Annotated in this window: 7 protein-coding genes; 3 read left to right on the top strand and 4 right to left on the bottom strand. The window is 36.5% G+C overall.

Going from position 1 to position 14,622, the window contains the following annotated elements; translation table 11 throughout:
- Positions 1–43 precede the first annotated feature (43 nt).
- Positions 44–1,201 carry a beta-ketoacyl synthase N-terminal-like domain-containing protein gene (locus tag ACEN2F_RS05325; RefSeq protein WP_441736698.1) on the top strand — a complete coding sequence of 386 codons (1,158 nt, stop codon included), beginning with the start codon at positions 44–46 and terminating at the stop codon, positions 1,199–1,201.
- A gap of 297 nt (positions 1,202–1,498) precedes the next feature.
- Here the strand turns inward: ACEN2F_RS05325 and ACEN2F_RS05320 are convergent, their stop codons facing one another.
- The gene (locus ACEN2F_RS05320; RefSeq protein ID WP_441736697.1) at positions 1,499–1,996 is read right to left on the bottom strand and encodes a regulatory protein RecX; all 498 of its coding nucleotides are present in this window, start codon (positions 1,994–1,996) and stop codon (positions 1,499–1,501) included.
- 396 nt (positions 1,997–2,392) lie between these two features.
- On the opposite strand from ACEN2F_RS05320, the gene ACEN2F_RS05315 reads away from it, so the two are divergent.
- Complete coding sequence (locus tag ACEN2F_RS05315) at positions 2,393–7,033, top strand: GEVED domain-containing protein (RefSeq protein WP_441736696.1); 4,641 nt, start codon at positions 2,393–2,395, stop codon at positions 7,031–7,033.
- Positions 7,034–7,604: 571 nt separating this feature from the next.
- Positions 7,605–11,501, top strand: coding sequence for a T9SS sorting signal type C domain-containing protein (locus ACEN2F_RS05310; protein ID WP_441736695.1), 3,897 nt, complete (start codon positions 7,605–7,607; stop codon positions 11,499–11,501).
- A gap of 250 nt (positions 11,502–11,751) precedes the next feature.
- Here the strand turns inward: ACEN2F_RS05310 and bioB are convergent, their stop codons facing one another.
- The 3 genes from bioB to ACEN2F_RS05295 form a co-directional block, all read right to left on the bottom strand.
- Positions 11,752–12,837 carry a biotin synthase BioB gene (gene bioB / locus ACEN2F_RS05305; protein WP_441736694.1) on the bottom strand — a complete coding sequence of 362 codons (1,086 nt, stop codon included), beginning with the start codon at positions 12,835–12,837 and terminating at the stop codon, positions 11,752–11,754.
- Between the two features lie 151 nt (positions 12,838–12,988).
- On the bottom strand, positions 12,989–13,444 hold the full coding sequence (locus ACEN2F_RS05300) for a hypothetical protein (protein WP_441736693.1): 456 nt from the start codon (positions 13,442–13,444) through the stop codon (positions 12,989–12,991).
- 93 nt (positions 13,445–13,537) lie between these two features.
- Complete coding sequence (locus ACEN2F_RS05295; protein ID WP_441736692.1) at positions 13,538–14,467, bottom strand: bifunctional riboflavin kinase/FAD synthetase; 930 nt, start codon at positions 14,465–14,467, stop codon at positions 13,538–13,540.
- Positions 14,468–14,622: the final 155 nt, after the last annotated feature.

Genomic DNA, 14,622 nt, shown 5'->3' with positions numbered 1-14,622 from the left:
TTTCTTTTTGAATTTTCGTCAAACTAAATAAAAAATTATCCACTTGCAACAACAAACAATCTCCATAACCGCCATCGCTTCTCTTTCATCTTTAGGAAACACATCTGAGGAAATTTGGAAGAATTATCTCCATGATAATCATTGTTTTTCGGAACATCTTATCGACCATAAAAACACGTTAGTAGCCAAAATTGATACTGATTCGAGTGAAATAATTCGCAAATTGAAACTATCAGACAGCAAATATAAGTCGTTAGACCAATCGGTTTTGTATGCCATGGCTGCTTCGCGACAAGCCATGCAAAATGCAGGTTGGTCATACAATGACGTTTTCGGAATCAATATTGGTTCCTCTCGTGGTGCTACTGATTTATTTGAAACGCATTATCAGGAATATTTAAAAACAGGGAAAGCACAAACTTTAGCTTCTCCAACGACCACTTTGGGTAATATTTCTTCTTGGGTGGCTCATGATTTGCAAAGTTCCGGGCCGGAAATCTCACATTCCATTACGTGTTCGACCGCATTGCATGCCGTTTTAAACGGGGTGGCGTGGCTAAAAGCAGGAATGGCAGATAAATTTTTAGTGGGTGGAACGGAAGCGCCTTTAACTGATTTTACGATTGCCCAAATGCGCGCTTTGAAAATATATTCGAATAGTACCGAAGAATATCCCAATCGGGCACTTGATTTAGAAAAAAAGAAGAATACCATGATTCTTGGCGAAGGTGCCGGCGTGTGTTGTCTGGAAATTGGGAAAAAAGAAAACGCCTTGGCTTATATCGAAGGAATGGGTTATGCTACGGAGATTCTGGAACATAGTATTTCAATATCGGCAGAAGCGACTTGCTTTCAAAAATCCATGAAAATGGCCTTGCAAAACACTCATTTATCAGAAGTGGATGTCATCGTAATGCATGCTCCGGGAACTATAAAAGGTGATCTGACGGAGTACAAAGCCATAGAGAAAGTTTTTGGCGAAAGTCTGCCATTGCTGACTACCAATAAATGGAAAATTGGTCACACTTTTGGCGCATCGGGAATTTTAAGTATGGAACTCGCTATACTGATGATGCAACACAATCGATTTATCGGAGTTCCCTTTGCGGCAGCACAAATTCAAGCCAAACCAATTAAGAAAGTACTGATTAATGCCGTTGGTTTTGGTGGAAATGCGGTGAGTATACTTTTGAGTGTATAACGATGCAATTTAAAAGAGGTGTGCTTTTGTAAAAAGGGAGCTACGAATTACTCTAATTTCATAAATTTTTGCAATCAGTGTTAATTGGTGCGATCTGTGTATAAATTTCCAGGAGAATGGCACGCAGATGACGCAGATTTAAGCGAATTTTTATTTTTGTGTGGAATACCATTTGAATGAGAGCAAATAATTCCATTGTTGGTTTTGGTTTTTTTTCAATATGACTTAGAACTGAATCTTGGGCTAAAACGAATTGTTTTGGAGTAGCTTTTTCTTTTGCAAACAAAAAAATCAGCGTTAATCGGTTTTATCCGTGTCATCCGTGTTCCAACTTTCCAGTTCTTTTGCCTTTTCGTAAACCAAATTACTTTCGTAGCCTTTTCGCAACAAGAAATCACAGAATTTTTTGCGTTTTTTCAGCACATTTTTTTCCGGAATGGATTCCCAGTTTTTTTTAGCCACGGTATGAAAAGTAGATAAATATTCCTCTGTAGTGATTTCCTTCAGCGCCAGATTTATATTGTATTGTGTGATTTTTCGAAATTTTAATTCGTTGACAATTCTGATTTTTCCCCAAAACTTGATGCGGTGTTTACCTCGGGCGAAACTGCAGGCAAACCGACTTTCATTCAGGAAATTATCTTTGATTAGATGCACTAAAATCGTGTCGATTTCATCAGAATCCATTTTCATGCTCCACAATTTTTGTACAACCTCTTCATGACAGCGTTCCTGATAAGCGCAATAATGCTCAATTTTAGGAATGGCTGTTTTTATGGTATAAATGGGATTCATTTTTTTTTGGTTTTACAACGATTTGTAGTGTTCAAATTTAAGAAAACTCCTTTTGTTTTACGTGTAAAATAAGGTTTTATCGCTTGCTTGTTTTAAGCGGTTATAAAAATTTAGTTTTTGCTGGTTTACACCAAAAGAAAAAATGGTTGAAAATTAAGGATCTTGTTAGTTTTTAGGTTATTACACTTATCAAATCATTTGTTGTGAATATTATTTTTTTTTATTGATTTGACATGTTAAAAGGTGTATTTCAACGGTTATTTAAGTAGTTAGTCGATTAAATTAGTTACTATTTAAAAAACTGACCGATATTGCGACATTAGCTGATTTCCTATTTTTTTGTTGTTAAAACGGATTATGATTTTAGTTAAAATACATTTAAAATAATATCATCACATGAATAAAAATTACTCCACTTTAAAAAAATTGGTACCACTATTTTTTTTGTTATTTAGCTTTGCTGCTTTTTCGCAGACGATTATTAGAAGCCAGAGTTTTGATTCTGGAGCTTCAGGTTATTCAGATGATTTAGGGTATACTGTTTCTAGTTCAACTTCTGTAACAGTTACTAGTTCAACTTTTGAATCTTCTCCAAATTCATTAAGATTTAGCAATAATAGGAACTCCAATGTAGTATTTGATAATGTAGATATTTCTGCATTTTCAAATGTTTCAGTAACAGTCTCATTTAAAGCAGTTGCTATTGATAGAGATGAAGATTTATATCTTGATATTTCCTATGATGGGGGTGCCAATTATAGTGCAATACGATTAGTTGATGGCGATAATAATAATCCAGGTATCGATTGGAGATCTACAGATGGTGACAATGAGTCAGTATCATCCAACCCTTACACTTTTTTTGTTCCGGCCGGAAATAGTCAAATAAAAATCCGGATTCGAGCTACAGATTTGGATAATAACGAGTTTTTTTATGTTGATAATATTATAATTAAGAGCGACAAATATTGCCGTTCATCTGGAAATAAAACTGATGGTTATGTTACAGGAATTAGGCTTGTTAAGTTTAATACCATAGATAAAAGCACGCCATCTGAGGATAATGATTATTCAGATTTTACAGGGATTTCAACCTCAGTAACCCAAGGGACCTCCTATGATTTAACGGTAAATTTAAATACATCCGGTAATTATAGAATTTTTGCAATGGCATGGATTGACTGGAATCAAGATGGGGATTTTCTTGATCTAGGAGAAGCATTTATTCTTGGAAATACAAATGATAACCCCAATGGTAGGACCAGCGAAAGCCCATTAAACATACTAATTCCAACTACGGCACTACCTGGTAATACAAGAATGAGAATCTCAGCTAAATGGAATGTCAATCCAACTTCATGTGAAACTGGTTTCGATGGTGAGGTAGAGGATTATACCATTAACATTTTAGAACGTAAAACTATCACAACGGGTGCTATTTCACCAACTTCCTATTGTGCGGGAGCTGCAGTAAGCATACCTTATACAACAACAGGGATTTTTAATGCAGGCAATATTTTTACCGCCCAGTTATCTGATGCAACAGGTAATTTTGGCTCTCCAGTAACTATTGGAGCTTTGTCATCAATTGCTGCGGGCTCTATTTTAGGCACAATGCCTGCTGGTACAGTAAGCGGGACAGGTTACAGAATAAGAGTGGTTAGCAGTAATCCTGCAGTAACTGGATCTACTAACGTAGTTGGTTTGACAGTGAACACAATTAGTACAGCACCAACATCTATAATAGGTACAACTACAATATGTAGCGGAAGCACAACTACATTAACAGCATCTGGCGGTATTTTAGGGACAGGAGGCACTTATGAGTGGGGAATTGGCTCAACGGTAGGTTCAAATATTATTTCAGGCGCAACTTCAGTAAGTTATACAACGCTTGGATTAACATCAAATACAACATATTGGGTTCGCAGAAAGGATCCAGCACCTTGTAATACGGTTACAAGTGGAATTACACAGGTAGTTACAGTAAACACAATTAGTACAGCACCAACATCTATAACAGGCACAACCACAATATGTAGCGGAAGCACAGCTACCTTAACAGCATCTGGCGGTACTTTAGGGACAGGAGGCACTTATGAGTGGGGAACTGGCTCAACGGTAGGTTCAAATGTTATTTCAGGCGCTACTTCAGTAAGTTATACAACGCTTGGGTTAACATCAAATACAACATATTGGGTTCGCAGAAAGGATCCAGCACCTTGTAATACGGTTACAGGTGGAATTACACAGTTAGTTATAGTAAATACAATTAGTACGGCACCAACATCTATAACAGGCACAACCACAATATGTAGCGGGGGCACAACTACCTTAACAGCATCTGGCGGTATTTTAGGGACAGGAGGCTCTTTTGAGTGGGGAACTGGCTCGACGGTAGGTTCAAATATTATTTCAGGCGCAACTTCAGTAAGTTATACAACGCTTGGATTAACATCAAATACTACATATTGGGTTCGCAGAAAGGATTCAGCGCCTTGTAATACGGTTACAAGTGGAATTACACAGTTGGTTACAGTAAATACAATTAGTACGGCACCAACATCTATAACAGGCACAACCACAATATGTATCGGGGGTACAACTACATTAACAGCATCTGGCGGTATTTTAGGTACAGGAGGCTCTTTTGAGTGGGGAACTGGCTCAACGGTAGGTTCAAATATTATTTCAGGCGCAACTTCAGTAAGTTATACAACGCTTGGATTAACATCAAATACTACATATTGGGTTCGCAGAAAGGATTCAGCGCCTTGTAATACGGTTACAAGTGGAATTACACAGTTAGTTACAGTAAATACAATTAGTACGGCACCAACATCTATAACAGGCACAACTACAATATGTAGCGGAAGCACAACTACATTAACAGCATCTGGCGGTATTTTAGGTACAGGAGGCTCTTTTGAGTGGGGAACTGGCTCAACGGTAGGTTCAAATATTATTTCAGGCGCAACTTCAGTAAGTTATACAGCGCTTGGATTAACATCAAATACAACATATTGGGTTCGCAGAAAGGATCCAGCACCTTGTAATACCGTTACAGGTGGAACTACACAGTTAGTTACAGTAAGCACAACTGCACCTCCAGCCTTGGGAGCAATCACACAACCTACTTGCATCGTCTCAACCGGTAGTGTCGTTTTAAGTGGTTTACCGGCAACAGACACATGGACTTTATATCAAAACGGGACTCCAATAGGCACGGGTACAGGAGATACAAAAACCGTAGAAAATCTAGCACCGGGAAACTATACTTTTACGATGGATGTTGCCTCTTGTTTGTCTGTGGGATCGGATCTTGTTGTAATTAAACCGGTACCATTAATAGCTACTTACAATGGCGGCTGGACAACTGGTCCGCCAACTATTGAACAAAGTATTGTTTTTGAAACAAATTATACCTCTCTCGGAAATCTAGAAGGTTGCGATTGTACTGTGAATGCGGGAGTTCAAGTGAACGTACTATCAGGTCATACTTTGAAAATAACGAATGCCGTAAAAGTAAATACAGCTGTGGGTACAAGTCTAACTTTTGAGAACAATTCTAGCTTGGTGCAAGTAAATGATGATGCGATTAACGAGGGAAAAATAATTTACAAACGATTAAATAATACATATAGAGAAACAGATTACACCTATTGGTCGTCACCTGTAGCGGGGCAAATATTGTCTGCCGTGTCTCCTAAGACACCTTCGGGTTTCTTTTATTCATTTAATGCCGCCGAAGATAATTGGAATTATGCGCCTCCATCTACTATTATGGGGAAGGGAATAGGATATATTATTAGAGGGCCCAAAATTGTTGGGACACCTCCATTGAAATTTCATGAAGCATCTTTTGAAGGAACTCCAAATAATGGGGATTATGAGGTGGATATTTTAGTTTCAGCTCTCGGAAAATCAAATAATCTTATTGGGAATCCATATCCTTCGGCATTGGATGCTGAATCGTTCTTAATAGCCAATAGAGAGGTGTTGCAGGGAACTCTTTATTTCTGGACGCACAATACACCAATACGTACTGCAACTGGCGCTACTAACGAAGGTTCGGGAGATTTAGTTTATATTTCGGATGATTATGCTTCTTATAATCTTACAGGAGGCGTTGGAACTGAAATAAAAAAAATAATTACAACCGGTAATATGGAATCAAATGTAGAGAAAAGGTCTAATAAACCATCTGGTATGATTGCCTCAGGACAAGGTTTCTTTGCAACTGGTAAAGCGGCAGGTAAAGCAAGATTCAAAAATAGTATGAGAGTGGGTGTAAACGATATCACGCTAGATAATGGTCAGTTTTTTAAGACCACCCAAAGCTCAAAAAATACAAATGCAATCGAGAAAAACCGTGTTTGGCTAAATCTAACCAATGATAAAGGTGCATTCAAGCAGGTCTTGATTGGTTATATTACAGATGCAACTAATGGTTATGACAATGTCTTTGATGGTGCAAATAATAACGGAAATCAATTTGTTAATTTTTATAGTATCAACGCAGATAAAAATTTAACGATACAAGCAAGGGCTTTACCCTTTGATGAAAATGATGCTGTTCCATTGGGATATAGTTCTGTAATTCAAGGAAGTTTTTCAATTAGTATTGATGAGGTCGATGGGTTTTTGAGTTCTCAGAATATTTACCTTGAAGATAAAAGCAACAATAGTATTTATGATCTGAAAAAAGCAGTTTATACTTTTAGCACTGAAAAAGGTACTTTTAATGATCGTTTTGTACTGCGTTATACAAACAGGACGTTAGGTCTAGGTGATTTTGATACTGCTGCGATGCAGGTTTTAGTATCAGTAAAAAACAAACAGATAAAAATTAACTCATCAGTAGAAACTATCGATAAAGTTTTTATTTATGATGTGCTGGGTAAACAAATTTTTGAAAAGACAAATGTTGATAACCTTGAATTAGTAATTCCTAATTTAGGATCAAGTGACCAAGCTTTAATTGTAAAAACGGTGTTGCAAAGCGGTCAGATTGTTACCACAAAAACAGTGTATTAAAAGCATCATACAGCAATACTTTAAGCCCATTTTGTTTTGCAAAATGGGCTTTTTTGTGTGAATTAGTTTTTAGCTAATGGTATTTATTTGCGCTTTTTTAGATAAAACCTCTCTTTGATTTATTAAAATAGGTGTTCAAATAGAGCTAAATAATCCAAACGATTTTCTATAATTAATATCGCCTTTCTTGATAATCAACATGTCCAGGGATAGCTATTGGTATCGGGTTGCTGTGTAGGTATTGTTCTTGTTAGTTTCGCTGATAATTAGAGATATAAGAAGGGGTGCAATTGGAAAACAGGATCGAATGTACAACGATGATGTGGTTTTGCTGCTAAAACGTAAATCTGTATTATCGTTTTTGCTAAAAAATGTGATTTTAGACAAGCTTAGAAGTTAAAAATTAGTCCGTTTTTTTTGTTTAAATATCACTAAATGTGGGTATTGTGTGTACTGAAGATTGTTTTTACATTTATAAAGTTATTGCGGAGATTTCTTTGTTAAAGGAGATTAAACAAAAACGGAAACAATTTAAAACAATCCAAATGAAACATAATCTTTTAGTACAATTATGAATTTTTGTACGGTTTTGGCAAATGTCATAGATTCAATTAAAAAAGGACAAGTGCAACATTTCACTATTTTTCTTGTCTTCTTTTTTGTCAATGTAGCTTTTTCGCAACAAGGAAAGTCAGATGCAGCATTCAATACCTATGATGACGGGTTGCAAGGTGACGGTTTTGATGCAGCCGTTAGAACTGTTGCTTTGCAAACAGATGGGAAACTAATTGTTGGAGGTAGTTTTTTATTTTTCAATGGTGCTGCAACTCCATATTTATGCAGGTTGCTGCCGGATGGTTCCAAAGATCTTACATTCACTTCAGGCTTAGGAATTAATGGTATAGTATATTGCTCCATTATTCAACCCGATGGAAAGATAATTTTAGGAGGTTCTTTTACGAGCTTTAATGGTGTAAATGTTGGAAAACTAATCCGTCTTAATGCAGATGGTTCTAGAGACGACACTTTCAAATCATCATCAGGAACTGCAACGAACACTATTTATGCATGTGATTTACAATCCGATGGTAGTATTATTATTGGGGGCAGTTTCACAAGTTATAATGGCGTTGCGGCGCCAAGGGTAGCGCGTGTTTTACCTAACGGAAATTTAGATCCAACATTTGCAATTGGAATTGGTGCCAATTCGCTTGTTGAAGAAGTTCACATTCAACAAGACGGAAAAATAATAGTAGGAGGATCATTTATTTCTTTTAATGGAACTGCTTGCGGCAGAATAATTAGACTGAATTCCAATGGAACTGTTGATGCTACTTTTGTGCAAGGAACTGGTTTTGATGATGGTGTGTCAGCGCTCACGACACAACGGGATGGAAAGATTTTAGTAGGGGGTAACTTTTTAAATTTCAATGGTGTTAAAGCTTACAAAATAATTCGCTTAAATATTGATGGTTCTGTTGATACTAATTTTAGTGCGGGTACAGGATTTAGTGGTGGTACCGTAGAGGTTGTGAAACTAAATCCTGCAGGACAAATTCTGATTGGCGGGTCCTTCTCGGGGACTTATAACGGAACTGCTGTTAATAGAATAGTTTCACTGGAATCAAATGGTGTTATCAATCCCGCCTTTGACATTGGTGAAGGCCCGTCGTCAGCATCCGTTCTGGATTTAGCTATTGCACCTGATGGTTCTTGCTATGTTGGTGGGTCATTTTCTGTTTTCGATTCCCAGAATCAAGGGCGTTTGGCGCGGATTGATGCTTTTGGTGCTTTAGACATCGGATATCTTACTGCTGGAGTTGGTTTTGATAATTCTGTTTTAAAAGTAATTGCGTTATCCGATAATAAAACGATGGTTTTTGGAAATTTTACTAAATTCAACGGAACAATATGCAACAGAATTACACGATTATCCGAAGACGGAGCAATTGACGTTTCTTTTAATAATTCTGGTGCTGGCGCAAATAATACTGTTAAAACTGCTATTGTACAAACCGATAATAAAGTTGTTTTTGCAGGTGTTTTCACAAATTACAACGGCGTTGCACGGAACAGAATTGCACGAATTTTGCCAAATGGCGAAATTGATGGTACTTTTTCCATTGGAACGGGCTTTAATGGTCAAGTGTATGCTTTGGCGTTACAGCCAGATGGTAAAATTATTGTTTCGGGGAATTTTAGCAGCTACAACACAGTATCGACAAACAGAATCGTAAGGTTGTCCGCTGATGGAACTTTGGATTCTAGTTTCAATATAGGGTCCGGTGCCGATGCTATTGTTGACTGTATTTTGTTGCAAACAGACGGCAAGATTGTTTTAGGCGGCCAGTTTTCTTTTTTTAATGGAATTTCATATAATCGGATCGTTCGTTTAAATACAGATGGAAGTATAGATTCGGGATTTTCTATTGGCGTTGGTTTTGATAAAAATGTGTATTCAATCGCATTGCAGTCAGACAATAAACTCATTGTTGGCGGGACATTTTTGAATTACAGAGGTGTTTCTGCCAAAAGACTTTTGAGATTGAATAGCGATGGGAGTTTAGACACTTCTTTTGCAACAGGATTGGGCTTTAGTGGTGGTGAAATCCGAGCTATTCTAGTCCAACCCGATAATAGATTGTTGATTGGTGGCACGTTTGCTGTAACCTACAATGGGACAGCTGTCAAGCGAATGGTTCGGTTGCTTGCAAATGGAATTTATGACACGACGTTTTCAGTGAATTTGAATAATACATTGTTCAGTATTTGTTTTACTCCAAATAATAAAGTGCTAATTGGAGGAAATTTTAATTCGGTTTCAGGGGTGACAAAACATCGGGTAGCTCGGGTCAAACTGTGTACTGATAGTTCGGTTTGGGATGGTAAGTCTTGGAATAATGGAATGCCTTCAGCTGAAAAAACATTACTTTTTGAGAGTAATTACCCCTCATTTACAACAGTAAATTCCTGTTCTTGTTTTATTAGTGCAGGTAATACGGTTACAATTCCTGATGGAAATACGTTAGGATTAGTTTTTGATTATTCTGGTTCAGGAAGATTGATTTTAGAAAATAATGCAGCATTATATCAATCCGAAGATCAGGTTAGTAATTCGGGAATCATCCAGATGAAAAGAAAAACAACGCCAATTCTCATGACAGATTACACGTATTGGTCGTCACCAGTGGTCAGTCAAAAACTAGTTGACGTTTCTCCTGATACACCATCAGATAAGTTTTATGCATTTGATGCTGCAGCTGATTCGTGGGTTCGCCAAACTGCAACGAATCAAATGACGGTAGGACAAGGCTATATTATCCGTGGACCGAGAACTTTTTCAGAAACGATTGCAGCACGCTATGAAGCGGTATTTATTGGAGTGCCTAATAATGGTGAAGTATCAGTTGCAATTGCTGCCGCAGATACGTCAAATCTAATTGGGAATCCTTATCCCTCTGCTTTAAACGCCGATCTGTTCTTACTTAAAAATAAAGAAATCATGGATGGGACCATTTATCTTTGGACACACAATACAGCAATTACAAAAAATGTTTATACCTCAGATGATTATGCGGTTTACAATTTATTAGGAGGTGTTGGGACCAGTGCAGCCATAAAATCAGGCGTTAATAATAGAATTCCTGATGGCAAAATAGCCGCAGGACAATCCTTTTTTGTAACCAGTACCAAAAGTGGCACGGCTGTATTTAATAATAGTATGCGACTTATTGGTCAAAATGCAAGCTTTTATAAATCAAATCCAACTAAAAAATCTAAAGCTGCGGAAATAGAAAAACACCGAATTTGGTTGAATTTGAGTAATGATGAAGGTGCTTTCAAACAAATTTTAATAGGATATGCAACTGGAGCTACAAATGATTTTGACAGTTCTTTTGACGGAGAGCGTTTTGACGGAAACCAGTATTTAGATTTTTACAGTATTAATCAGAATGTGAATTTAGTCATTCAAGGCCGAGCATTGCCATTTGAAGAAATGGATGAAATTAAATTAGGTTTCAGCAGTACTCTTGCGGGAAATTTTGAGCTTAATATTGACCAAGTAGATGGAATGTTAGTCAATAAAAAAGTTTTTATAGAGGACAAATTAAACAATTCTACCGTCCAGATAACAACGGGAAGCTATGCTTTTACTACAGTGGCAGGAACATTTGATGATCGTTTTGTACTACGTTTTATGGACAAAACCTTAATTTCAGAAGAGTTTGTAAAAAATAATGAGTCTGTTTTTGTTTCGATTAAAAACAAACAATTACAAATAAATTCAGCTAAGGAATTAATTGATGAGGTGACGATATACAACTTAGCAGGAAGAAAAGTATATCATAAAAACGGAATAAATAATACTGATCTATCGGTGTTGAACTTGCCGGTTGGACTTCAAATGGTCTTGGTCAATATAGCTTTGCAAAATGGTCAGTCCATTACTAAGAAGGTTATGTATTAAAATTAAAACATAAAAAAAACCATCTTGTTTTATAAGATGGTTTTAAAGTGATATAAGTAGTTGGACCTATTTAATGTCATACTAAAAAAATAGTGAAATAATATTTAACATATAAGTCATATAAGAATTAAACCTTAAATGAGCTTATGATTGTTATAGTTACATAAGGCTAACACAATCGAAACTTAAACTTACATGACTTATATGGTAAAAAAATACAACATTGTTTTATTCCTATTCTAAACGAAGATTATTTTCCTTTGCCGGAAGCTTCAAGATTTTTCTCGATCGTATGACCAGGTCTTGACCATTTTGGTTTTTCACCCAACGGAGAAAATTGAGAATCTGCCGCTTCAACGGATTGTGGTTGAGAAACTTTTGTAAATGGTTTTTGAGGATTCAATCCTAACATTTCAAACATCTTCATGTCTTCATTAACGTCAGGGTTGGGTGTTGTCAGCAATTTGTCTCCTGCAAAAATGGAATTGGCACCTGCAAAAAAGCACATGGCTTGGCCTTCGCGAGACATATTCATTCTGCCCGCAGAAAGACGAACTTGCGTTTCCGGCATGATGATTCGGGATGTTGCTACCATTCGGATCATTTCCCATATTTCAACTGGTTTTTCTTCTTCCATCGGAGTTCCCTCAACGGCTACCAATGCATTTATAGGTACAGATTCCGGTTGTGGATTTAAAGTAGATAGCGCTACAAGCATTCCAGCTCGGTCTTCAATACTTTCGCCCATCCCAATTATTCCGCCACTACAAACGGTAACATTTGTTTTACGAACATTCTCGATAGTTTGCAAACGGTCTTCAAATCCGCGGGTCGAGATCACTTCTTTATAATATTCTTCGGAGGTGTCTAAATTGTGGTTGTAGGCATACAAACCAGCTTCTGCTAAACGATGAGCTTGATTTTCAGTAATCATACCAAGGGTACAACACACTTCCATGTCCAGTTTGTTTATGGTACGCACCATTTCAAGAACTTGGTCAAATTCAGGACCGTCTTTTACATTTCTCCAAGCCGCTCCCATGCATACACGGGATGATCCGCTTGATTTAGCACGAAGCGCTTGCGCTTTTACTTGGCTAACTGACATTAAATCATTACCCTCAATTTCAGTATGGTATCGTGCAGCTTGCGGGCAGTAGCCACAATCTTCAGGACATCCGCCTGTTTTTATAGAAAGTAAAGTTGAAACCTGAACCACGTTAGGATCATGATGTTCCCTATGAATAGTAGCTGCTTCATACAGCAAATCCATCATAGGTTTATTATATATGGCGATAATTTCGTCTTTGGTCCAATTGTGTTTTGTAATGCTCATCGATACGATTTTTTGATCCGTCAAAAGTAGTTAAATTGTTCTAAAGAACCAATGCAATACTATTGAAAAGCCGCTTACCAAATTTTTATGACTAAAGTTCAGCTGTGGTATTCGGGTATTTTTTATCTGATACAGAATCGAGCAAAATAATTTAAGATTTAGCACCATGTTTGTCTGATGCGTAACGCGGATCCCAATACAATAGCAGCATAAAGGTTACAATTACAGCGGATGCAATTCCTTCGAACAATAAAGAAATAGAATACGTCATTACGGATGGCCCACCACCAAAAAGAAAAGTTTTTGATAATGACCCAACGTAGGAATCTCCTCCTTTGATATAAATATAAATAAGCAACCCAATAATGCTCAAGAATATTCCTGTGAGAGAGGTTAATAGCGCTGAAACAGCATTGGAAACCAAAATATTTTTGCCTTCAGCGAAATTAGATTTTAGGGTTTTATACGTTCCAAAAAATACAAACAAGATATTAAAAAGACGTAAAAAATAAATATCTGCTAGACCCAAAAGTTCCATTAGCAGGAAATAAAGACCAATTCCTATAAAAATAATGAATCCGTTTACTAATTCTTTTGGAAGTTTCATGTCACTAGTTTTAAGAGTTGAAAAACATATCTTTTGAAAAACAGAATATTACATTCAAATTTACAGAAAAAATGGCAATGTTTTATTAAAAACTTAAAATTTATTCAAGTAGTTGAGTGCTACTTTTTTGTCTTTTTCCAACTGTTCCTTTAGCAAATCAACTGATTCAAATTTTTGTTCGGAACGAATTCTTTGTAATATGAAAACACTGATTTTTTGATTGTATAAATCAGCATTAAAATCAAAATAATGAATTTCTATAGATTGACTTTGGCCGTCAACTGTAGGATTAAATCCAATGTTCATCATTCCAAAGACTATTCTTTGATTAATGGTACTTTGTACAATATAAACTCCGTTTTGTGGAATGAGTTTGTAATCATTATCAATTTTTAAATTAGCGGTTGGAAAACCGATCGTTCTTCCCAATTGTTTGCCTTGAATTACATTGCCAGTTAAAAAATAGTCATATCCGAGGTACTCATTGGCCAAAGCCATATTTCCATCCAATAATGCATTTCTGATTTTGGTAGAACTTACGGAAATATCATTGATTTCCTGAACGGATATCTGTTCTACTTCAAAATCGTACTCTTTTCCAAAAGCGATAAGATCATCTATATTAGCGGTCCTGTTTCTTCCAAAACGGTGGTCGTGACCTATTATTATCTTGTGAATGTGAAAACGATCAACAAGAATTGTGCTTACGAATTCTTCGGCAGTCAGTCTTGAAAATATTTCGTCAAAAGGGTGAATCACCAGATTCTCGATGCCAATTTTTTCCAGTAGCTCTATTTTTTCATCTATGGTGTTGAGCAATTTTAAATCGGAATGTTCTTGCAAGACCATTCTGGGATGTGGAAAAAAGGTAAGCACCAGGCTTTCGTATTTCTCATTCTCCGTATTTTGGGTCAGTTTACTCAGGATCTTTTTGTGACCAATGTGAACACCGTCAAAAGTGCCCAACGTTAAGATTGTTTTTTTCGTGGACCTGAAATCGTTTATAGAATGAAAAATCTTCAAAGCAAGTGTTTTATAAAAGCGCAAATTTAGGGTATCTTATTCAAAAGTAACGGTATGACTAATTGAATTTCTATATTATTTTCAAGAAAAAGATGAAAAAAGAGTTTAAAAATTGAAAACTGCTGCGTTTTATAGAATTTGATTCAAAATATAAA

Origin of the sequence: Flavobacterium sp. W20_MBD1_R3 (assembly GCF_052119725.1) — a bacterium.
In the GTDB taxonomy this organism is placed as follows: Bacteria; Bacteroidota; Bacteroidia; order Flavobacteriales; family Flavobacteriaceae; genus Flavobacterium.
Note: the sequence above shows the minus strand (reverse complement) of the source record. Positions and strands in the feature narration are given on the sequence as shown.